This is a genomic window from Winogradskyella sp. A2 (genome assembly GCF_046762865.1).
Taxonomy (GTDB): domain Bacteria; phylum Bacteroidota; class Bacteroidia; order Flavobacteriales; family Flavobacteriaceae; genus Winogradskyella.
In genome coordinates this window covers 516,236-539,456 of record NZ_JBKQXM010000002.1, presented here as the reverse complement: position 1 = coordinate 539,456, position 23,221 = coordinate 516,236, and the positions used below count along the sequence as shown (strand labels likewise).

The 23,221-nt window shown below is 32.4% G+C and carries 24 protein-coding genes and 1 tRNA gene; 16 read left to right on the top strand and 9 right to left on the bottom strand.

Annotated features, from left to right (window positions below; all coding sequences use genetic code 11):
* The first annotated feature begins 1 nt into the window (after position 1).
* The 14 genes from ACFWV9_RS05570 to rpoN all read left to right on the top strand — a co-directional run bounded on the left by ACFWV9_RS05570 (position 2) and on the right by rpoN (position 14,927).
* A complete protein-coding gene (locus tag ACFWV9_RS05570; protein ID WP_411894245.1) occupies positions 2-913 on the top strand; it encodes a hypothetical protein in 912 nt (303 codons plus the stop codon).
* 118 nt (positions 914-1,031) lie between these two features.
* Positions 1,032-1,466, top strand: a complete 435-nt coding sequence (locus tag ACFWV9_RS05565; RefSeq protein ID WP_411894244.1) for a universal stress protein — start codon at positions 1,032-1,034, stop codon at positions 1,464-1,466.
* A 97-nt stretch (positions 1,467-1,563) separates the two neighbouring features.
* Positions 1,564-2,535, top strand: a complete 972-nt coding sequence (locus ACFWV9_RS05560; RefSeq protein ID WP_411894243.1) for a hypothetical protein — start codon at positions 1,564-1,566, stop codon at positions 2,533-2,535.
* Between the two features lie 5 nt (positions 2,536-2,540).
* Positions 2,541-3,626: a DUF3179 domain-containing protein gene (locus ACFWV9_RS05555; protein WP_411894242.1), complete on the top strand. Its 1,086-nt coding sequence runs from the start codon at positions 2,541-2,543 to the stop codon at positions 3,624-3,626.
* A 183-nt stretch (positions 3,627-3,809) separates the two neighbouring features.
* Positions 3,810-4,265 carry a 50S ribosomal protein L13 gene (gene rplM, locus ACFWV9_RS05550; protein ID WP_411894241.1) on the top strand — a complete coding sequence of 152 codons (456 nt, stop codon included), beginning with the start codon at positions 3,810-3,812 and terminating at the stop codon, positions 4,263-4,265.
* On the top strand, positions 4,265-4,651 hold the full coding sequence (gene rpsI, locus ACFWV9_RS05545) for a 30S ribosomal protein S9 (protein WP_299122041.1): 387 nt from the start codon (positions 4,265-4,267) through the stop codon (positions 4,649-4,651). The genes rplM and rpsI overlap by 1 nt, the downstream gene beginning before the upstream one ends.
* Before the next feature lie 211 nt (positions 4,652-4,862).
* A complete protein-coding gene (rpsB, locus tag ACFWV9_RS05540) occupies positions 4,863-5,654 on the top strand; it encodes a 30S ribosomal protein S2 (RefSeq protein ID WP_411894240.1) in 792 nt (263 codons plus the stop codon).
* Between the two features lie 81 nt (positions 5,655-5,735).
* Positions 5,736-6,566 (top strand): translation elongation factor Ts, encoded by an 831-nt coding sequence (tsf, locus tag ACFWV9_RS05535; RefSeq protein ID WP_411894239.1) that lies wholly within the window; start codon positions 5,736-5,738, stop codon positions 6,564-6,566.
* Between the two features lie 118 nt (positions 6,567-6,684).
* Positions 6,685-7,392, top strand: coding sequence for a UMP kinase (pyrH, locus tag ACFWV9_RS05530; RefSeq protein WP_411894238.1), 708 nt, complete (start codon positions 6,685-6,687; stop codon positions 7,390-7,392).
* Positions 7,393-7,436: 44 nt separating this feature from the next.
* Complete coding sequence (gene frr / locus ACFWV9_RS05525; protein WP_411894237.1) at positions 7,437-7,991, top strand: ribosome recycling factor; 555 nt, start codon at positions 7,437-7,439, stop codon at positions 7,989-7,991.
* A 67-nt stretch (positions 7,992-8,058) separates the two neighbouring features.
* A complete protein-coding gene (locus ACFWV9_RS05520; RefSeq protein WP_411894236.1) occupies positions 8,059-9,339 on the top strand; it encodes a DUF5686 family protein in 1,281 nt (426 codons plus the stop codon).
* A 168-nt stretch (positions 9,340-9,507) separates the two neighbouring features.
* Positions 9,508-11,928 (top strand): efflux RND transporter permease subunit, encoded by a 2,421-nt coding sequence (locus tag ACFWV9_RS05515; RefSeq protein WP_411894235.1) that lies wholly within the window; start codon positions 9,508-9,510, stop codon positions 11,926-11,928.
* A 20-nt stretch (positions 11,929-11,948) separates the two neighbouring features.
* Entirely contained in the window at positions 11,949-13,382 is a 1,434-nt protein-coding gene (gene asnS, locus ACFWV9_RS05510) for an asparagine--tRNA ligase (protein ID WP_411894234.1), read from the top strand.
* 78 nt (positions 13,383-13,460) lie between these two features.
* A complete protein-coding gene (rpoN, locus tag ACFWV9_RS05505) occupies positions 13,461-14,927 on the top strand; it encodes an RNA polymerase factor sigma-54 (protein WP_411894233.1) in 1,467 nt (488 codons plus the stop codon).
* On the opposite strand, the gene ACFWV9_RS05500 is transcribed toward rpoN, so the two are convergent.
* Complete coding sequence (locus tag ACFWV9_RS05500) at positions 14,924-16,813, bottom strand: hypothetical protein (RefSeq protein ID WP_411894232.1); 1,890 nt, start codon at positions 16,811-16,813, stop codon at positions 14,924-14,926. The genes rpoN and ACFWV9_RS05500 overlap by 4 nt on opposite strands.
* A gap of 102 nt (positions 16,814-16,915) precedes the next feature.
* Here ACFWV9_RS05500 and ACFWV9_RS05495 point away from each other — a divergent pair, with 102 nt between their 5' ends.
* The gene (locus ACFWV9_RS05495) at positions 16,916-17,524 is read left to right on the top strand and encodes a hypothetical protein (RefSeq protein WP_411894231.1); all 609 of its coding nucleotides are present in this window, start codon (positions 16,916-16,918) and stop codon (positions 17,522-17,524) included.
* On the opposite strand, the gene ACFWV9_RS05490 is transcribed toward ACFWV9_RS05495, so the two are convergent.
* The 8 genes from ACFWV9_RS05490 to ACFWV9_RS05455 form a co-directional block, all read right to left on the bottom strand.
* On the bottom strand, positions 17,519-18,208 hold the full coding sequence (locus tag ACFWV9_RS05490) for a porin family protein (RefSeq protein WP_411894230.1): 690 nt from the start codon (positions 18,206-18,208) through the stop codon (positions 17,519-17,521). The two genes, ACFWV9_RS05495 and ACFWV9_RS05490, sit on opposite strands and share 6 nt — an antisense overlap.
* Before the next feature lie 89 nt (positions 18,209-18,297).
* Positions 18,298-18,762, bottom strand: a complete 465-nt coding sequence (locus ACFWV9_RS05485; protein ID WP_411894229.1) for an ExbD/TolR family protein — start codon at positions 18,760-18,762, stop codon at positions 18,298-18,300.
* 11 nt (positions 18,763-18,773) lie between these two features.
* Positions 18,774-19,409: an ExbD/TolR family protein gene (locus ACFWV9_RS05480; RefSeq protein ID WP_411894228.1), complete on the bottom strand. Its 636-nt coding sequence runs from the start codon at positions 19,407-19,409 to the stop codon at positions 18,774-18,776.
* A gap of 6 nt (positions 19,410-19,415) precedes the next feature.
* A complete protein-coding gene (locus ACFWV9_RS05475; RefSeq protein ID WP_411894227.1) occupies positions 19,416-19,868 on the bottom strand; it encodes a hypothetical protein in 453 nt (150 codons plus the stop codon).
* A 15-nt stretch (positions 19,869-19,883) separates the two neighbouring features.
* A complete protein-coding gene (locus ACFWV9_RS05470) occupies positions 19,884-20,654 on the bottom strand; it encodes a MotA/TolQ/ExbB proton channel family protein (RefSeq protein WP_411894226.1) in 771 nt (256 codons plus the stop codon).
* Positions 20,655-20,729: 75 nt separating this feature from the next.
* Positions 20,730-20,817, bottom strand: a tRNA-Ser gene (locus ACFWV9_RS05465).
* Between the two features lie 69 nt (positions 20,818-20,886).
* On the bottom strand, positions 20,887-21,921 hold the full coding sequence (locus ACFWV9_RS05460; protein ID WP_411894328.1) for an asparaginase: 1,035 nt from the start codon (positions 21,919-21,921) through the stop codon (positions 20,887-20,889).
* A complete protein-coding gene (locus tag ACFWV9_RS05455; protein ID WP_411894225.1) occupies positions 21,921-22,688 on the bottom strand; it encodes a TatD family hydrolase in 768 nt (255 codons plus the stop codon). The genes ACFWV9_RS05460 and ACFWV9_RS05455 overlap by 1 nt, the downstream gene beginning before the upstream one ends.
* Positions 22,689-22,736: 48 nt before the next feature.
* On the opposite strand from ACFWV9_RS05455, the gene ACFWV9_RS05450 reads away from it, so the two are divergent.
* Positions 22,737-23,204 carry a retropepsin-like aspartic protease gene (locus tag ACFWV9_RS05450; RefSeq protein ID WP_411894224.1) on the top strand — a complete coding sequence of 156 codons (468 nt, stop codon included), beginning with the start codon at positions 22,737-22,739 and terminating at the stop codon, positions 23,202-23,204.
* The last annotated feature ends 17 nt before the right edge of the window (positions 23,205-23,221 follow it).

Below are 23,221 nucleotides of genomic sequence, written 5' to 3'. Positions count from 1 at the left end.
TTTGACTGATTTAAAGGAAAAAATATCAAAATTAAAAAAGGCTGATGTACACAGTCATTTGCATTTAGCAGGTTCGCAAAAACGGTTTTCAGAGCGCTATCCAAATGCCCGAATCAACTTTCCTAATCAATTTAATGGTCTGCCAGGAATGATAGAATTTATATATGGATCTTTAAATACTATTATGTCGACAAAGGAGGACGTAATACACTTTATGGACATTGCCATACAAAGTGCCATTGATGATAATGTTATCCTACTTGAGGCAAGTGTTGATATTGGTTTAGCGAGATTTTTTAACAATTCAATAGAAGAAGTAATTCATGAAGTCATCAAGCTACAGGAGAAATATAAATTCGAAATTAACTTTAAGCCAGATATAGGTGTAAATAAGGATTTAGATATTGATAAAGTTTACAACTATAGTCTAAAATGTATAGAAAGTGGTATTTTTCATGGTATTGACTTATATGGACAGGAAGCTGGTAAGGATTTAAATCCTTTCACTCGGCTCTATAATATTGCTAATGACAATGGATTAAAAACAAAAGTCCACATTGGTGAGTTTTCTAATCATCAAAGTATTGAAGAAACTATTCAAATCTTAAATCCAAATGAAATTCAACATGGAATTAGAGCTGTAGATTCAGAAAATACAATGGAGCTTATTCTTAAAAATGATATACAGCTTAATATTTGCCCTCAGAGTAATATTGCCCTTGGAGCTGTTAAACAATTAAAAGATCATCCTGCAAGGATATTACACGATCATGGGATTAAAATTACCATCAATACCGATGATTTAATTTTATTTAATGCTTCAATATCTGATGAGTATAATAATCTCATTAAAGCAAAAGTCTTCACATTTGACGAAATTAAAATGATTCAGTCAAATGCATTCAATTTATAAAATACTTTACACTTTGAATTATTGGATTTCATCGGATAATTGTCATGTTTTAAATGATAAATATTTCTTATCTTAAAGAGGCTCTAATTTTAAGGATAATCTAATAATACTTTCTGTGATGAAAAATATTTTAGTACCAATTGATTTTAAAGGTAATGAACAGTTACTTCTTGATAAAAGCTTGGAAATATCCAAAAAGTTCAAATCTAAAGTTTGGTTAATTCATGTTGCTGCACCAGACCCTGATTATGTTGGTTACGATGCCGGACCACAATCTACTAGAGATGATCGTGCAAATAAACTCCGAGAAGAGCATAAGAATATTCAAGACTTAGCGGATGAACTAAAAAATAATGGCATAGAGTCAGAAGGATTACTCATCCAAGGTGTAACGGTCGATGCCATTTTAAAAAAAACCAAAAAATTAAATATCGATCTTATTATAATAGGTCATCAATCATACGGTATTTTTTATAAGGCATTATTTGGAAGTGTTTCTGAAAGCTTGATAAAAAAATCTAAAATTCCTGTACTTGTGGTACCATTAGATTAAAGCAACTATTTCATCATATTTCCTTTAAATCTCTTCTTTAAAATGTAAGCAATCCATATATCTGCGTCTAATCTTTGTATATATCTATGTCATTATTATGAAGTTTAGAAATGTTGCTTACACATTAGGCTTATTAACTTCAATTTCATTGTACAGCCAAACATGTTGTTCAGGAGGAATACCTTTATCTAATAATCTTGGTTTAGAATTTTCATCCGAACATACAGCTATTTTAGGATTGAGTTATGACTTTAATAATCTGAATACTTTAAAAAACGACTCTGAAACTTTAAATGATGATTCAAGATTAAGAACTACACATTCAATTTTAATAAATGCAGGTTATTCTTTTACTGACAGATTATCTGTTGAAGGTTTATTTACTTGGGTTAACCAAAGACGAATTATAAATCAATTTGATGAAGAAAACTTGGATCAGACTTACGGTATTGGTGATGCTGTTGTTTTGGTTAGATATAAAATCATCCAAAATCTTGATAAAAAATTCAATCTAAATGCAGGACTAGGTGTAAAGATACCATTAGGTTCATCAACCGAAACAAATGACCAAGGTATTGTACTTAATGCAGATCTGCAACCTGGAAGTAATGCCTGGGATTTAATTTATCTACTTGGTGCAAACAAAACCTTTGACTTTAGGCCTTCAATGACATTTGCAACAAGATTAGTCTACAGGCAAACTGGTGAAAATGATACGTATTTTGGTGATTCTATATATGAATTCGGCAATGACATACAAGCTTATTTTGGAGTTACGGATCAGTTTCTAATGGGAAATATTATAATAAATCCAGGTATAACACTTAAGTATAGAAATGCAGTCAAAGACAAAATTCAAGGATCAGATATACCAAACACAGGTGGTAGTTGGCTTTTTATAATTCCAAGTGTATCTATTAATGTTTTTAGCAATACTTCCTTTAATGTTTCTGCCGAATTGCCACTATATTCAAGACCTGACGGTATACAATTAACACCAACGTATAGAATAACTTCAGGTTTTTTAATTAACTTATTCAATAAACCCCAAGCTGTATTAATAAATTAGAATCTATGAAAACTATAAAAACAACTTATCTATTACTATTAGTCTTGCTCGTTTTTTCCTGCAGCAGTAGTGACCCTTCAAATAATGATTCTAACTCAGATACTTCAGATGATAATGATCCTTCACCTACCGATTCATGGCTAATTCCAGTTGGTGATGTTAAAGATGGAGGTCCAGGCAAAGATGGTATTCCATCAATTGAAAATCCTATGTTCAACCTAGCAAGTGAGACTACAATGGATGACGATGAAATAGTTGTTGGAATTAAAATTGGAAATACCATTAGAGCATATCCTCATTTTATATTAGACTATCACGAAATTGTAAATGATATCATTGATACTGAAAATATTTCAATTTCATATTGCCCATTAACTGGAACAGCGTTTGCTTGGGAGAGTGCCATTGAAGGAAATATTGAGTCTCATTTTGGTGTTTCAGGATTACTTTATAACAGCAATCTTATACTATACGATAGAGAGACAGATAGTTATTGGTCCCAAATGCGATTGCAATGTGTAAATGGGGACCTTATCGGTGATTTCCCAGAAATCTTTCCAGTAATTGAAACAAACTGGAACACATGGAAAAATATGTATCCAAATTCTGAAGTACTGAACACACAAACTGGTTTTGATAAACCCTACGGTAATTATCCTTATGGTGACTATAGAACCGATCAAGATCTATTCCTATTTGTTCCGAGTCCATTAAATCCAGCTTTACCTAACAAGGAAAGAGTTTTTACAATTATAGATGATGACAAAGCGAAAGTGTATAAGTTTTCAAATTTTATTAATGGAAATGTAATCATTGATAATTTTAATGGCAAAGACTACTTGGTAATAGGTAACGAAAATATAATTAATGCTTTTGAAGTAAACGGTATTTTCAACCAATTAGAATATACATTTTCATTTGTTAATTCCGACGTGTTTTTTACGGATAATGAAGGTAATGGGTGGTCTATATTTGGTGAGGTGATTAGTGGCCCAAGATTAGGTCAAACATTGAACAGTCCAACATCTGTAACTAGCATGTGGTTTGCAACAGCAGCATTCTATCCAAACCCACAGATTTATTCTGAATAATCAATCTCTTTTAAAATACTTAAATTACTCATTTCAAATTTTATTAATCTGATTGATTTTCAGCACAAAAAAACCTTTAGCAAGGTTTGGTAATCCAATAGTTTATCGTAAATTTGCAAACTCTTTTTTAGAGAGAAATGTATAATCAATTGTGCAAAATGCACAGTTATAAATCAAATTAGTGTGGATACATTAAGCTACAAAACAGTTTCTGCTAACAAAGCTACCGTGAATAAGGAGTGGGTCTTAGTTGATGCTGAAGGACAAACTTTGGGTCGCTTAGCTTCAAGAGTAGCAATACTTTTAAGAGGTAAGCACAAACCTAATTTTACGCCACACGTTGATTGCGGTGATAACGTAATTGTTATTAATGCAGAAAAAATCAACTTAACTGGAAACAAATGGACGGAAAAAAGTTATATCCGTCACACAGGTTATCCAGGTGGTCAAAGAAGCCTGACAGCTACTGAGATGTTTGAGAAAGACCCAACCAGATTAGTAGAAAAGTCAGTAAAAGGAATGTTGCCTAAAAATAAATTAGGCGCTACTCTTTTTAGAAACTTAACAGTTGTTTCAGGTACTGAGCATTCTCACGAAGCTCAAAAACCTAAAGCAATTAAATTAAACGAAATTAACTAATGGAAGTAATTCACAAAATTGGCCGTAGAAAGACGGCTGTTGCTCGTGTGTATGTTGCTAAAGGAAAAGGCAAAATCACGGTGAACAAAAAAGACATGGCGGAATACTTTACTACTGGAACACTTCAGTACAAAGTAAACCAACCTTTAGCCTTGACTAACAATGATGGCAACTTTGATATTACTGTTAACGTATATGGAGGTGGTATCACCGGCCAGGCAGAAGCAATACGTTTAGGGCTTTCTCGTGCAATGTGCGAATTAGATCCTGAAAACAGAGCAATATTAAAGCCCGAAGGTCTATTAACAAGAGATCCAAGAATGGTAGAGCGTAAGAAATTCGGTCAGAAGAAAGCGCGTAAGAAATTCCAGTTCTCTAAACGTTAATATCCAAACAATCCTTAATTCAGAATCTGAACATTCAGATTCTGAATTACTTTATTTTATTGAAATCGCTGAATAGTTCAGCAAAATTTAAACCAGTTATTGTTGTCCACAATGGAAGCATTGGGATTTAGTTTAGCATCTAAATGGTTAAGGCGAGCAAAAGCAACCACTTGATCATTGCTAATTCAACAGAACGTAAACTATTACAAAAATGGAAAAAGTAGAAGTAAAAGAACTACTAGAAGCAGGTGTACACTTCGGACACCTTACACGTAAGTGGGACCCAAACATGGCTCCTTACATTTATATGGAGCGTAATGGTATCCATATTATCAACCTTTACAAAACGGCTGCAAAAATTGAAGAAACATCTGCAGCATTGAGTAAAATTGCCGCATCTGGAAAGAAGATTTTATTTGTAGCTACTAAAAAACAAGCTAAAGACATCGTTGCTGAAAAGGCGGGTGCTGTAAATCAACCTTACATTACTGAGCGTTGGCCAGGTGGTATGTTAACTAACTTTGTAACTATTAGAAAAGCTGTTAAGAAAATGGCTTCTATTGATAGAATGAAAAAAGATGGTACATTCAACTCTTTATCTAAAAAAGAACGTCTGCAGGTAGACCGTCAACGTGCTAAATTAGAAAAGAACTTAGGGTCTATTTCTGATATGACTCGTTTACCAGGTGCACTATTTGTGGTTGATATAAAGCGTGAACATATTGCGATTAAAGAAGCTCAGAAATTAAACATCCCAATCTTTGCAATGGTAGATACTAACTCTGACCCACGTCAAGTAGATTATCTTATCCCTGCAAATGATGATGCTTCAAAATCAATCAATAAAGTACTTTCTATTGTAACCTCTGCTATTGAAGATGGGCTAAACGAAAGAAAAGCAGAACGTGTAGAAAAAGAAGGGAAAGCACAAAAACAAGATGCTAAACCAGCACCAGTTGAGGCAAAAGCTGAGCCTGTTGCAGCAAGTAAAGAAGAAGAATAAACAACATTTATAATACATAAAAAAGTCGTTTAATTCTTTTCTATAAGAGAAAAATTAATCGGCTTTTTAAATTTAATAATTATGGAAAATACTGTAAAAATAACAGCAGCAGAAGTAAACAAATTAAGAAAAGCTACTGGTGCGGGTATGATGGATTGTAAGAAGGCATTAGTTGAAGCTAATGGTGATTTTGACAAAGCCATTGAAATATTACGTAAAAAAGGTCAAAAAGTTGCGGCAAAACGTGCTGATAGAGAATCTACAGAAGGTGCTGCTATCGCAAAAGTTAACGGAGATAAGACAGTTGGTGTTTCAATTGTGTTAGGTTGTGAAACTGATTTTGTGGGTAAAAACGATAATTTTGTTGCACTTGCACACGAATTAGCTGATTTGGCGTTGAACTTTAACTCTAAAGAAGATTTTCTAGCAGCAGATTTTAATGGAATGACAGTTGCCGAAAAGTTAATTGAACAAACTGGTGTTATTGGTGAAAAATTAGAAATTAATGCATTTGAAAAAATAGAAGCTCCATTTGTTGGTTCTTATATACATGCAGGAAACAAGATTGCCACTTTAGTAGGTTTGTCTGCTAATATTGAAGGTGCTGACGTTGTAGCTAAAGATGTTGCAATGCAAGCTGCAGCAATGAATCCAATTGCTTTAAATGAAGAAGGTGTTGATGCTTCTATAATTGAAAAGGAAATTGAAATTGCCAAAGACCAACTTCGTCAAGAAGGAAAACCTGAAGCAATGTTAGATAATATTGCTAAAGGAAAATTAAAGCGTTTCTTTAAAGACAATACTCTAGTAAATCAAGCATTTATCAAGGACAGTAAAGTGAGTGTAGCTAACTATGTTAAAACAATTGGTGATGTTGAGGTAACTACATTTAAACGAGTGGCCTTAGGTTAATTACTTAATTATATAAATTTTAAGCCTTCAAATTAAATTGAAGGCTTTTTTTTGTCCATTTTTTCACTTTTAAAGAAGCTAAGAATTGTGTAGCTTTGTTCAACTTTCAAAATTCATAATGAAATACAAAAGAATTTTACTAAAATTATCTGGTGAAGCCTTAATGGGAAATCGTCAGTATGGTATAGACCCAGAGCGTTTAGCCGAATATGCTCAAGATATAAAAACAATAACGGACAAAGGAATACAGGTTGCTATTGTTATTGGTGGTGGTAATATTTTTAGGGGTGTTTCAGGAGCAAGTAATGGCATGGACCGCGTGCAGGGAGACCATATGGGAATGTTAGCTACTGTTATTAATGGATTAGCTTTGCAAAGTGCATTAGAAGACGCTAATATCCCTACACGATTACAGACCGCAATAAAAATAAACGAAGTTGCAGAGCCATTTATAAGAAGAAAAGCAATACGCCATTTAGAAAAAGGTAGAGTTGTTATTTTTGGTGGTGGAACTGGTAATCCGTATTTCACTACAGATTCAGCAGCAGTATTGAGAGCAATAGAAATGGAAGCTGATGTAATTTTAAAAGGAACTAGAGTGGATGGTATTTATAATGCCGACCCAGAAAAAGATACAAGTGCCATAAAATTTGATGAGATATCCTTCGATGATGTACTTAGGAAAGGTCTTAAAGTAATGGATACAACAGCCTTTACATTAAGCCAAGAAAACAACTTACCTATTATAGTTTTTGACATGAATAAGAAGGGCAATTTGTTAAAGGTAGTGTCAGGAGAAAATATTGGTACGGTAGTAAATTTATAATTTTGGCTTAAATTTTGATAATGCTCAATTAAAAGTATAATATTATGAACGAAGAGATTGAATTTATTGTAGACACAGCTAAAGAGGCCATGGATGCCGCAATAAAGCATTTAGAAAAACAATTGGTTAATATCAGAGCTGGTAAAGCAACGCCATCTATGTTGGGTAGTGTCATGGTAGACTACTATGGTGCTCAAACTCCACTTAATCAAGTAGCAAATGTTAATACTCCAGACGGTAGGACCATTTCTGTTCAACCTTGGGAAAAAAGCATGCTTCAAGAAATTGAGCGAGGTATTATGATTGCAAACTTAGGCTTTAATCCAATGAATAATGGTGAAACAATAATTATCAATGTTCCACCTCTTACAGAAGAACGTCGAAAGGAATTGGCAAAACAAGCAAAAAGTGAAGCAGAAGATGCAAAAATTGGTGTAAGAAATGCACGGAAAGATGCAATGCATGATATTAAAAAATCAGATGCTTCAGAAGATCTTCAAGGTAATGCCGAAATTGACATACAAGAATTAACAGATACTTACGTTAAAAAGATAGACAGTATTCTAGACGTTAAAGAAAATGAAATTATGACGGTTTAGAATTCTTCAAAAAACATAAAAAACATCCCAACAAAACGGGATGTTTTTTTAACTACAACACATCTTTATGTCTAAGCATTTTTTTGTTGTTATTTGTTTACTGATTGCAACAAACTGTTTTGCTCAAAACCCAAGTGATGTCAAAAACGATTCTGCAAAAGTCAAGCAAGACTCCATAAAAAAGATTGAATTCATAAGAAAACTTGGTAATGGCTATCTTCCATTTAAGTATTTCAACCTCGACTTAAGATACCTTATAAAATACAACCAATACGAAGGGTTTAGAACTGGACTTGGTGGTATAACTAATGAAAGGTTTTCTGAACGTTATCGCCTAAATGGCTACACCGTATATGGTTTTAAAGATGAACGATACAAATTTAGTTTTGGTGGAGGCTTTAGAATAAATAAAAACTCAAACACATGGATTAACTTGTTATATACTGATGATTTGCAAGAAACTGGTAGTTCTTCATTTTTAACAGATAAACGCTTTTTTACCTTTTTTGAACCTCGTTTACTTAACATTGACTTATTTCATAGACATATTACAAAGTCAATCTCCATTGAACATAAAATATCAAACCATCTATTGTCAGAAACCCAATTGGCTACGAGTAAAATAAATCCAACTTATAATTATAATTTTGTTTTGGATAATGAAAGTTTCAACACTTTCGATGTTAGTACTGCGAAGATTAGTTTACAGTGGAGCCCTTTTAGTATTTATAAATATGAAAAAGATTATATAGTTGAAGAAAAAGATGGGTATCCTAAATTCACTTTACAATATACTCAAGGATTCAAATCTGTTTTTGGAAGCGACTTTAATTTTTCCAAATTAGACTTTAGAACCATATACCATATTCAACACAAAAATGAATCTTTAACAACCTTTGGATTAGTTGCTGGTATTGCTGGGGGTGAAACACCCTTAACCCATCTTTATCATTCTTATCCAAATAATATTAGAAAAGAAACTATTCTACAGCGTTTTTCAGTAGCAGGCCTAAACAGTTTTGAAACGATGTATTTTAATGAATTTTTTAGTGATAAGTTTAGTACGTTACAGTTTAAACATTTCTTTAAACCATTTAAAATTACAGAATGGTTTAAGCCACAATTAGTTTTAATATCTAGACATGCGGTTGGTACAATGAATAGTATTGGCCGGCACCAAGGAGTTGATTTCAATACTTTAGAAAAATTGTACTCAGAATCTGGCTTTGAAATTAATAAGTTGTTTTTAGGATTTGGGTTGAGTTTTGCTTATCGATATGGCTCATATCATCTCCCAAATTTAGAGGACAATATAGCCTTTAAGTTTACCTTTAATATTTCTTTGTAGCTCATATTATATTCGTGTTAATTAAATGGCAAATCATTAGGTTTTTTCTACCTTTGCCGCTCATTTTGAATTGCATATTGGCTTCAATTTGATTCAGCATCAATTCAAATAATTATTATTATCAAGAAATAACATCTTAAAGAACAAACTCTTTAAGAAATTTAGTGCATGTTTAAGCTATTTACAACAGGATTTTGGGAGACTATTGCGAGATTAATTCTTCGTAATAAAATCTTCATATTAATAATTATTGTCCTGGCAACAGTGTTTTTTAGTTTACAATGGAAACACATGCGCTTTACTTATACCGAAGCTAATCTTCTACCAGACGATCATGAGGTAAATTTAGTTTATAATAATTTTTTAGAGGTTTTTGGTGAAGAAGGAAATCTTATTGTTCTTGGTGTAAAGGATTCGAGTCTTTTTTCCGTTAATCAATTCAATGCATGGAACAGACTGGCAGATTCCTTTAAGGAATATGATGAAGTAGAAACTGTTCTTTCCATTAAAGACTTACAAAAACTTGTAAAAAACACTAAAAAAGAACAGTTTGAATTAGAGCCATTCATACAAGATTCAATTTCTACTATTGATGAGCTCAATGCATTACAAAAAGAACTCTTTAAGAAATATCCGTTCTACGACAATTTTTTGTTCAATGCTGAGACTAAAACTATAAGAACAGCAATTTATCTTAAAAAGGATATTGTTAATACTTCAGCAAGAAAAGATTTTATAATTGAAGATTTAGAGACTATAATTAATTCTTTTGAGCAAGAAACGGGATTAGATGTCAGGGTTTCTGGCATGCCTTATATTAGAACTCTTAACTCTCAAAATATTGTTGATGAAATTGGTCTTTTTATTAGTGCGGCATTACTAGTAACATCACTCATTTTCTTCCTGTTTTTTAGATCTTTCAGGGCCACATTTATTTCGTTAATTGTAGTTTGCATTGGAGTTATGTGGACCTTTGGTATACTGGGTCTATTAAAATACGAGATTACTGTTCTTACGGCATTAATTCCTCCTTTAATAATTGTAATAGGAATACCCAATTGTATTTTCCTGATAAACAAATACCAGCACGAGGTAAAATCTCATGGTAACAAGGTAAAATCACTACAACGTGTTATTACAAAAATTGGTAATGCAACATTAATGACAAATGTTACAACGGCGTCTGGTTTTGCTACTTTCATACTTACTCAAAGTAAATTATTAAAAGAATTTGGTATTGTAGCATCACTAAGTATTCTTGCGATTTTCATATTGTGTTTATTGATAATACCTATCATTTACACTTTTCTACCTTATCCAAAACAACGACATCTAGAACATTTAAATAAACGCTGGATTGGTGGTTTTGTAGATTGGATGGAACGTATGGTAAAACACAAAAAAATCACCATTTACGTTACTGCACTAGTTTTAATCATAGCAAGTATGCTTGGTATAAACAAAATCACAATTTCAGGAAGTCTTATTGAAGATATGCCTAAGAACAAGCAATTCTTCAAGGATATACGTTTCTTTGAAAGTGAGTTTAACGGTATAATGCCTCTTGAAATAATGGTAGATACCAAACGCAAAAAGGGCGTAATGAAGCTGAGCACATTGAAGCGTATTAATGAAATTGAAGAATTGATCATTGAAACTCCAGAGCTTTCCAAACCAATCTCAGTAGTTAGTTTGGTTAAATATAGTAAGCAAGCATATTACAATGGTAATCCCAAATACTACCAATTACCAACAAGTCAAGAAAACAGTTTCATATTATCCTATGCCAAAAATTCCAATTCTGAGGTAGACTTATTGAAGAATTTTGTTGATAGTACAGGTCAATATGCCCGTATAACAACCTTTATGAAGGATATTGGTACCGATAAAATGGAACGTATTCAAGAGAATCTTCAAAACAAAATAAATAAAGTATTTCCAAAGGAACGCTATGACGTTACTCTAACTGGTAAGGCATTAGTGTTTCAAAAAGGAACAAAATTTCTTGTAAGAAACCTTGTCATTTCATTGAGTTTGGCCATATTTTTAATTTCATTATTTATGGCGTACATGTTCCGTTCGCTCAGAATGATAATCGTTTCCTTAATACCCAACTTATTACCATTATTGATAACTGCTGGATTAATGGGTTATTTGGGTGTACCAATAAAACCATCGACAATTTTAGTATTCAGTATTGCATTTGGTATTTCTGTAGATGATACAATCCATTTCTTGGCAAAATACAGACAAGAACTACAGGCCAACCATTGGAAAATTAGAAAATCGGTTTATGCTGCCTTAAGAGAAACTGGTGTAAGTATGTTCTATACATCTATTGTTCTATTCTTTGGTTTCTCTGTTTTTACAATATCTAGTTTTGGTGGTACAGTGGCATTAGGCGCATTAGTGTCTGCTACTTTATTGTTCGCAATGCTTTCAAATTTATTACTGCTGCCTTCTTTATTGCTTTCACTAGAGCGCAACATTGCTAACAAGGAGGTCTTAAGAGAACCAGCAATTAATATTATCCCAGAAGATGATAATGAAGAGGATGATATTGAAAATCAAGAAGAAAATATATCTTAGTATTCAAAAATTAAATAGAGATGATAACTAAAACTGTAGCTGAATTACTTTCACAAGATGTGACCTTGCAAGATGTTACTGTAAAAGGATGGGTAAGAACTTTTAGAGCAAACCGTTTTATTGCTTTGAACGATGGTTCTACTTTAAATAATATCCAATGTGTTGTAGATTTCGAAAATTTTGAGGAGTCTGAATTAAAGCGTGTTACAACTGGTGCAGCAATCCAAGTGAACGGTGATTTAGTTGAAAGTCAAGGAAAAGGGCAAAGTATAGAAATTCAGGTAAAAGAGTTGGCTATTTTGGGAGATTCTGATCCAGAGACTTACCCAATTCAACCTAAAAAACATTCGTTTGAATTTTTAAGAGAGAATGCTCATTTACGTACTCGTACAAACACCTTTAGTGCTGTAATGCGTTTGCGTTCATCACTTTCTTTTGCAATCCATAAATACTTTACAGAGAATGGATTTTACAATATGCATACACCTATTGTTACAGGTAGTGATGCCGAAGGAGCTGGTGAAATGTTTAGGGTGAGCACATTAGATCCTAAAAATCCGCCATTAAATGATAAAGGTGATGTAAATTATTCTGAAGACTTTTTTGGTAAGGAAACAAATCTTACAGTTTCAGGTCAATTAGAGGCTGAAACTTATGCCATGTCATTAGGTAAGGTTTATACCTTTGGTCCAACATTTAGAGCAGAGAACTCTAATACATCTCGCCATTTAGCTGAATTCTGGATGATAGAACCAGAAGTCGCATTTATGGATTTGACAGGTAATATGGATTTGGCAGAAGATTTTTTAAAGTCTGTATTAAATTATGTGTTAGAACATAATAAAGAAGACTTAACGTTTCTGGAAAAACGATTATTAGATGAAGAAAAAACAAAACCTCAGGCAGAGCGAAGTGAAATGAGCTTGATAGAAAAAATGAGGTTTGTTGTAGATAATAATTTTAAACGTGTTAGCTATACAGAAGCAATTGATATTCTTAGAAATTCTAAGCCAAATAAAAAGAAAAAATTTAAATATATCATTAATGAATGGGGAGCAGATTTACAGTCTGAGCATGAACGTTTTCTTGTTGAAAAACACTTTAAATGTCCTGTGATTTTGTTTGATTACCCAGCAAATATTAAAGCCTTCTATATGCGTTTAAATGAAGACGGAAAAACTGTAAGAGCTATGGATATTCTCTTCCCTGGAATTGGTGAAATGGTTGGCGGTTCACAACGTGAGGAACGACTAGATGTTTTAGTTGAAAAAATGAAAGCATTAGATATTTCTGAAGAAGAATTATGGTGGTATCTGGATTTACGTAAATATGGAACTGCAGTTCATTCTGGTTTTGGTTTAGGCTTTGAACGATTAGTTATGTTTGCTACTGGAATGAATAATATAAGAGATGTAATTCCTTACCCAAGAACACCTCAAAACGCAGAATTTTAAAGACAAGAGAAACCTGTTAAGAATTAATAACCTGACAGGTTTTTTTATTATTTTTAAAGATACAAGAGAAAAAAATAAATGGCCCTAAAACAATATTTACAATTTAAACTTTCGCAAAAGCTATCGCCTCAGCAAATTCAGTTGATGAAGCTGATTCAATTACCTACGCAAGCTTTTGAACAGCGCTTAAAACAAGAGCTAGAAGAAAATCCTGCGTTAGATACTGGTAAAGAAACTGATACTTCAGAAGATACTTTTGATGAATTTGATAACAGCACTGATGATTATAATGATAATGATACTATTGATGCTGAAGATATTAATGTTGATGAATACCTCAGTGATGATGAAATACCAGATTATAGAACACAAGCCAATAATTACAGTACTGATGATGATGAGAAAAGTATACCTTATGCTGCAGGCACCTCATTTACACAACATTTAATCAACCAATTAAATACATTTAGATTATCTGATCAGCAAGAGGAAATCGCTCAGTTTTTAGTGGGTAGTGTTGATGAAAGTGGATATATAAGACGTTCCTTATCAGATATTGCAGATGATCTTGCTTTTACTCAAAATGTGTACACAAACGAGGATGAGGTTGAGCAAGTTCTAATGGTGGTACAGCAGTTAGATCCTGCAGGTGTAGCAGCAAGAAATTTGCAAGAATGTTTGAGCATTCAATTACATAGAAAAGAGCAAAATCCAGACATAGAACTTGCTGTAAAAATTATTGATAAGGCCTTTGAACAATTTACAAAGAAGCATTATAAGAAGTTATTGCAAAAATTTAGCATTAATGAAGAACAACTTAAAGATGCTATTGAAGAAATTGAACGATTAAATCCAAAACCAGGAGGCTCATATGCTGGTAATAATAAAATAATAGAACATATAGTACCTGACTTTGCAATTAAAATAGTAGAAGGTGAGTTGGAGCTGACATTAAATGGCAGAAATGCACCTGAACTTCATGTATCCAGAGAGTACAATAATATGTTGAAGGGTTACAAAGACTCAAAGGAAAAGTCTAAAGCACAAAAGGATGCTGTAATGTTTATAAAACAGAAGCTTGATGCCGCAAAGTGGTTTATTGAAGCTGTAAGGCAGAGACAACAAACGCTGTTTGTAACCATGAGTGCTATCATGAACTATCAGAAAGAGTATTTCCTTTCTGGTGATGAACGTAAACTTCGTCCTATGATTCTTAAAGATATAGCAGATGAAATTGATATGGATGTTTCAACAATATCTAGAGTTGCTAATAGCAAGTATGTTGACACTCCATATGGTACAAAATTAATAAAGGAATTTTTCTCAGAATCCATGACCAACGATCAAGGTGAAGAAGTTTCTACTAGAGAAATTAAAAAGATATTAGAGACTGTAATTGAAGAAGAAAACAAAAAGAAACCACTTACAGACGAAGCACTGTCTAAGATTTTAAAAGAGAAAGGATATCCTATTGCCAGACGTACAGTTGCCAAATATAGAGAGCAATTAGATATTCCTGTGGCAAGACTCAGGAAAAAGATTTAATCACAATTCTCACAATAACCGTTTCTTAAGTATTCATTATCTAAAAGTTGGAAAGTTACGCCACCATCATCAACAGAATTAAATAAATTACAGTAACGTTCTTTATTTTGGTTATAGGCATTTAACATTATCGCTCTGTAGTCATCTCTCTTTGTTAGCTCAGTATTTATAAGTGTGAGATTCAAATAATAAAATATTAAATCTTCATCTACATCTATACTTCTGGCCTTATTATTCAATAAATCCGCCGCCTTTTCAACATTAGCATAATAGGTTAAAAACTGTGCAAGACTAAAATAGTCGTAATCCGAAAGTGGTATTTTCTTGTAATACTTATTAATGTAATTGACAGACTTATCCTTTTCGTCATATTTTCTCTTTTTCATATGCTTTTCACTCATTATAATATGGTAATTAATCATCATTCTATCTATCAGTTTTTGGTCAAGCCCATAATTCTTGAGATTATATATTTCTGTTTTAAATGCAGTTGCATTGATTGGGGCAAAATCAAATCTCCAAATTCTAAATTTAAGTGCTATAAGATTATACCTAACCTTTGCGTTTTTAGAATCTAATTTAAGCAATGCATTAAGTTCATCTCTCACAATTATAATCTGCCTTTTATTTATTTGATATTTAATGGCGCTATTAGCATTTAAGAAGTTTACGTATTTGATTTGTCTAGGTATCTCCATATTACTCAAAAGATTTGGAGATATTTCCTTGTTCTTTAACCTATTAAACAATGAATTTTGTATCTGGATAGCCTTGTCTAATTCATCAGCGCTGATAGCTTTATTAAATTCATCTACTAGTTCTGTACCTGACTTGTTTTTATACACATCCTTTAGTTCTAATTCTAAAGTTAAAACAGCTTTCCTGTGATTCTTTAAATAAGGCTCCATTTCTTTTGAAAATGAACCAACAAGTTTTGCCTTAATTTCTGATTTTGTTAAATCATTAAGGTTTTGAAATTTGGTTCCTTCAATATCATTCAAAAATTCTACCCAGTTTTCCGATGACGATATTGTAGTTTTAATTGTTGGTTCTTGATAGGTCTGAATAGCTTCAGCCATACTTTTTGCTCTTCCCTTCTGTAGTTCAATATTACGCTCTAAGCTACCTTCTATTGATGAGTAAGCTTTAATGTCTATAGTCTTAATATTAAAATCTGTTAGGCTAAGTGAATCGTAAATTGGTCGTATATCTTCTGGCAAGTACTTTGACTTGTTCTTTTCAAAAGGTACTTTAAACTTTAATGTTTTGTACTTAATATCTGCCCTGTTCTCATCTAAACTTAATACTTTATCATTCTGAAAACTTAGTGAATCTAAGTACATACCCATATCTAATAAATCCCAATTGTATGATTGTAGATTAAAAATTATCTGATACCTACACAAGTTTTTGTTTCCAAGAAACAAAATGTTATACTCCAATTCTTTATCCGCCAAATTCTTAGGAAGCCTACCTACTAAAACCCTGAAATAATTTTCTTTAAAAGGTTTTAAGCCACTCTTCAGTTTAGATGAAAATATTGGTCGTAAAAGTGTACCTCTTATTTGTTCCGTATCAACAATTGGCAAAGCACAATCGTATATGTCCTTAGATACTACATCAATGGCTATACCATCATTTGAATTTTTAAATAACTGGTTAAACCATTTTTTATCATTGGTTTGGAAGTACAAATTATATCCTTCTCTTTTAATTGAAAACTTTACCTCTTTTGGTTTTTGCTGAAATGCCATTTGACAGTTTCTGCAATTTCTGTTTCTCTCACTTTCACTTTTAGGAAATACTATCCCATAGTTTTCTTGTGCAGATAAGAGATTAAAAGATGAACTAAATAAAAAGCAAAATATTAATAAATATAGATTCATTTAAGGGGTATTTTATATCTGGTTAATTTAACTAAAATACATACTTGATGAAAGTTCTTTCATCTATTTTGAAAATAAAAAAGTTATTTTTGTTCGTAGCCTATGAAAGATTTCATTTTAAAAAGTGTCTCATTTATTTTTCATCCACTAATAATGCCATTATTAGGTGTATTGTTTTACTTTTCAAAAACACCAAGGTATATACCAGAGCCTGTAATGAAAGCAAAAGTTTTCTCTATTATTATACTTACAATAATACTTCCCATTCTGCTTTTTTTCCTACTGAAGACTATTAATAAAGTAGACACAATATATCTTAAGACCACTAAGGAGAGGGTTTTACCTTTATTAATCAATTCAGTAATTATTACCTTAATTCTATTGCGTGTTATGACGCCGAATGAAATAGAGGAGTTGTTTTACTTTTTTCTTGGTATCCTAATTTCAAACCTTCTCTGCCTTTTCTTGGCATTCTATGGTATCAAAGCAAGTATTCATATGATTGCAGCCACAGGGTTTTTTATGTTTGCTGTTGGCATAGGTATCCATTTTAAAATTAATATCAATGGTACAATAGCGCTTACGATGATCATTTTAGGTGCAATTGCTACGTCAAGACTTCATTTAAAAGCACATACAAATCAAGAATTAATTACTGGTGTGTGCACTGGGTTATTACCGCAATTGGTATTGTTAAAATTCTGGTTATAAAATATAAAACATCAATCCTAATCTTATAACATTCATATCTATTGGTTGATTATTCAATTTTGAATCGTCATTAAAAACAGAATTCAGTCCATAATAAGCATGGAAATTCCATGTTCCGTAGCCAGCACTAAGTGTTATTCCATACTGAACCTTATTAAAGGAATCAATATTAGAAAGTTGAACATCACCTGTGCTTGTTTTTAATTTTGTAGAGTTATATACCATATAGCCCAACTTAAAACCGGTATATATACGCCAAAAATTATAATCTGAAGCTGTTGAAGTTCGCCATCTTATTTCTAAGGGTATTTCAAAAAGATAGGTTGAGAATTTATTCTTAGAAACATTTATTTCGTCTTCATTCAAAATGCTAAAAAGTATTTCCTTATTCTCCTCTGTTATTGATAAATTTTGATTGTAAGAATTTGAAGAGAATCCAATACCCAATCCAATGGCAAAATCCCTATCTTCATTAATAGGCATATCTCTAATAAAACCAATATGAAAACCCGTTGAAAAACCGCTTTGTGCTAAATCAGTAGGTTTAGAATTCAGTAAATTATAAGTTACTGAGGCATAAAACTGATCCTCCCTATAATTCTCATACAACTCTGATTTATCAATATTTTGAGCAAACCCAAAATGACCAGTTATAATGATAACTATAAATAGTAAATTCTTCATATGGTTAAATCTACAAAATCTTTAATTGTTACGTAAAAAAAACGTCCTGATTACTCAGGACGTTTATATAAAATTAAGAATAAGAATCTTTATTGTTCTGCTCTTGCGTTTGCGATATACATAACTTTTAATGTATTTGCTTTACGCAATTGTTGCTTAATATCAGAGACAAGACCAGCGTGAGTGTCTTTGTCAACCTTAAGCCCTACTACAATTTTACTTTTTAGTTCTTCATTCATATCTGCTTGAGCCTGTAATACAGATGCTTGCACATCTTCAATACTAATAAAGGCATCATTAAATTGAATTCTTGGCTCTTCACCAAATTGCTTGTATTGACTACTTGGCTTCCCTGCGTAGATAAAAGTAGTTCTATCCTTTTTTAATTTCTCTACTTGATCTGCACTTGGTAACCTATTCTCAATCATTAAAGAACTATCTCTCATTACTGTTGCTACCATGAAAAAGAAAAGCAACATAAATACAATATCAGGTAAGGATGCCGTCGAAATCGCTGGCAATTCACTTTTTCCTCCTTTTTTAAACTTTGACATATCTGTTACTTTTAATTATTATCTGGTTCTGCTTCAGACAATTTAAGTGGGTAAAGATTTTTAATGGTTTCTATACGTTCATTAAGCACTTCATCCTTTTTAAACTGATTCTTTTCCTTCTCTGCTAACATTGCTGCGAATACCTTATCATCATTTGGATAATATCTTTTATACAATCTTGCCGCTTCTCTCTCTCGTAAAAAGTTATAAGCTCCAACAAGTTCATTTTGCACATCAATATATTTCTCATATGAAGTTTCTCTATCATGCTTCATGGAGATAATCGCCTTGTCCGGATGGTCCGATGAACTAGGTGATCTCTTGCCTTTACAATAGTCACAACGTTTACCTTCAGCATTTTCTCCACCTCCGTTATCCAAGAACTCTATAGCTGCCTGTCTTAAGTCTTTTAACTCCATTTGCTCATCCTCAACAAGAAGCTGATTTCTACGGTTAATTAAAACCGTAAATAAATTCTTCTGCTTGATAATTGGTGGCTCTACTTCAGAGTCATCAATTGGTGGCAAACTTCTTAATAGTCCTTTGTCCTTTTCAATTGTTGTTGTTACTAAGAAAAAGATAAGTAATAAGAAGGCAATGTCAGCCATTGAACCTGCATTTACTTCGGGTGCTGCTCTCTTTGCCATAGTTTATTATTTACTAATTACTTTTTTAACTCCTGAGAAAATCATTGTTAATGCCGCAACGATTATCAATATGTAAAAAGCTGTTAAACCTGCTCCTACCATTTGAGATTGACTATCTGTAGCAATACCATCTTGTAATTTATATTGCATTGGATCACCTCCAGATACTACATAAGAAATTATCAATACTGCAGCAAAGGCTCCAAATCCAATTAAGGTATTCTTAAGACCAGATGCGTTAGTGAATAAATTTTTGACAACAAAAATTACCACAAACAATAACACAAGTCCAAGAATTATGTAAGCCACAAATGCCATTGGATCTACTATCGCAGTATCTCCGTTAAGTGCCGCTGCCTTTATCTCATCATCGCCTTTAGATATTATTCTCGCCAAGAAAATAATACCAGCAACTCCAAGTAAACCAGCTACTATTTTTAATATTTTGTGTAAATTCATAATTAAAGTGGTCTTTTATTTTTTATGTCTTACTAATAAATCCATCAAAGTGATAGATGCATCCTCCATGTCATTTACAATACTATCAATTTTTGCAATGATATAGTTGTAAAAAATCTGAAGTATAATCGCAACAATAAGACCAAATACTGTTGTTAAAAGCGCTACTTTAATACCACCTGCTACTAATGATGGTTGCATATCACCTGCAGCTTCAATTTTATCAAAGGCCTGAATCATACCGATTACTGTACCCATGAAACCAAGCATTGGTGCTAGTGCAATAAATAAAGAAATCCATGACACATTCTTTTCTAACTGACCCATTTGTACTCCTCCATAAGCCACAACAGCTTTCTCGGCAGCGTCAATGTCTTCGTCAGCTCTATCTAATCCTTGGTAGAATATAGAAGCAACAGGTCCTTTTGTATTTCTGCAAACTTCTTTAGCAGCTTCAATACCGCCTGATGCTAGTGCATCTTCTACATTTTGAGTTAATTTCTTTGAATTGGTTGTTGAAAGGTTTAAAAAGATAATTCTCTCAATAGCAATTGCTAAACCAAGAATTAAACATAATAGTACAATTCCCATAAACCCAGGACCACCTTCAATAAAACGCTTTTTTAATTCTTGATGGAAACTCAAATCTTCACCGGACGCATCTGCATCATCTTGAGTTATTGTTGTTACAGTTGCTGTTGTTGATGCAAATGTTGTAGCATTTACATTAACAGTTCCGATAGCCATTAAACATGTTATGGCAAGGATAGAAAATAATCTTTTCATTGTTCTTAATCTTAATTTAATTAGTTAAAGTGTTAAAGATAAAAAAAATAATGTAATCAAGGCTTAAAATATAAGCAGAGAGGAAGGGATTCGAACCCTCGATACCCTTTTGAGGTATACACACTTTCCAGGCGTGCGCCTTCGACCACTCGGCCACCTCTCTGTAAATTTATAAGTAAAATTACAGAACGGCAAATAACGAAAAAAACTTTAAACACTAAAATTTGAGGCGTTAATTTTCCTTCAACTCACCTCGAAGTGGTTTTTCAAAATAATATTGAAATTCTTCCGGTTTAATATTATAACCTATAAGATACATTAATTTAGCTACTGCCGCTTCTGTTGTTATGTCTTTACCTGAAATAACACCAATGGCTTTTAGGTGCGCGCTTGATTCGTATTGACCCATGGTAACACTTCCACCTGAACATTGAGTGACATTAATAATGTACAAACCTGCTTCTATTGCCTTTTTAAGTTGACTTATAAACCATTTTTCAGTGGTAGCATTTCCAGATCCATAGGTTTCTATTATTAGTCCTTTTAAGTTCTTAGCATTTAAAACCGATTCAACAAATGGTTCTGAAATACCAGGAAATAATTTTAATACTCCAATATTTGTATCTAACTCGGTTCTAACAATTAAATCATCTTCAAATTTTTCCTTCCGTAAAAACTCATAATTTATCTTTAAATGCACGCCAGACTCAGCCAACGTTGGGTAATTTGGTGAATCAAATGCTTCAAAGTGATCTGCGTTCATTTTAGTAGTTCTATTTCCTCTGTAGAGTTGGTACTCAAAATACAAACAGACCTCCTTAATAATTGGTATACCATTATTATGAAGTGATGCAAGCTGTATCGATGTTATCAAATTTTCCTTAGCATCCGTACGCAAATCTCCAATCGGTAGCTGAGAACCTGTAAAAATTACTGGTTTCTCTAAGTTCTCGAGCATGAAACTTAGAACTGATGCCGAATAACTCATTGTGTCACTTCCGTGTAAAACAACAAACCCATCAACCCTGTTATAATGACTTTCAATAATCCGAGCAATAGCTTCCCAATATGAAGGATTCATGTTAGAGGAATCAATAGGGTTTTCAAAAGAAACTGTCTCTATATTGCAATCTATCAACCTTATTTCTGGTATTTTAACCAGTAGACTGTCGAAGTCAAAAGCTTTTAAGGTTCCGGAATCAGAATCTTTTGCCATGCCTATGGTACCACCAGAATATATTAGAAGTATGTTCTGCTTTTTCATAATTATATACCAAAAACGGTTTTAGAATTCTCTGTTGTTATTGATGCAATTTCTTCTTTACTCATATTATAAAGTTCGGATAATTTTTCTAACACCTTAATTATATAATAACTTTCATTGCGCTTACCTCTATATGGTTTTGGCGCCAAGTAAGGCGAATCAGTTTCTAATACAATATGTTTCAAATCTATCTGATTAATAAACTGATCTATTTTACCATTCTTAAAAGTGACTACTCCTCCAATTCCTAATTTCATATTATAGGATATCGCTTTATGTGCCTGTTCTAAAGTTCCTGTAAAACAATGAAATATACCGTATAAATCATCTGATTTTTCTTCTTCTAAAACTTGAAAAATTTCATCAAAAGATTCCCTACAATGTATTACAATTGGCAATTTATATTGCTTAGCCAGATTAATTTGATATTTAAATGCCTCAATTTGAATATCTAAAGTTGTTTTGTCCCAATATAAATCTATACCTATTTCGCCTACAGCATAAAACTTTCGTTGCGCCAACATCTCCTCAACATGTGATAATTCATCCTTAAAATTTTCCTTTACATGTGTTGGATGCAATCCCATCATCAAAAAGATATTATTGGGAAAATCCATTTCTAATTGTAACATAGAATTGGTGTACGTCGAGTCAATAGCAGGAATGAAAAACCGTTTGATATTTGCATCTATTGCACGTTTAATCATTTCAGATCTGTCATCATCAAAAGCCTCACTATATAAATGTGTATGCGTATCAGTTATTATCATGATGCAAAAGTAATTGTTTAGTATATTATATTTACACAAATTCAAAAAATGGAAACATTACGTGACTTTCTACTAAATAAAGGGTATTCAAAAATTAAATTGAAATTTACCAAGACTAACCATTTTGAAATCAAGGCATCTATTAATGGTATAAAAGGACGTTTTATTTTAGATACAGGAGCTTCTAGTAGTTGTGTTGGTTTTGAGGCAATAGAACGATTTAACTTAAAAGTTATAGATTCAGAAATTAAGGCAGTTGGTGCCGGAGCATCTGATATGTTCACAAAAATTTCTAAATCTAATGATCTTAAGATTGGGACGTGGGAAAAATCTAGAGTCGCTTTAATACTATTTAATTTGTCTCATGTTAATAATGGTCTTATAAATCATAATGCTGAACCTGTTGATGGTATAATTGGAGCTGATATATTAAAAAAAGGTAAAGCAATTATTGATTACGAAAAAAAATATCTGTATTTAAAAATGAAAGAAATTTCGCGAGTGAAAGAATCTTAGTATCTTCACATTTCAGG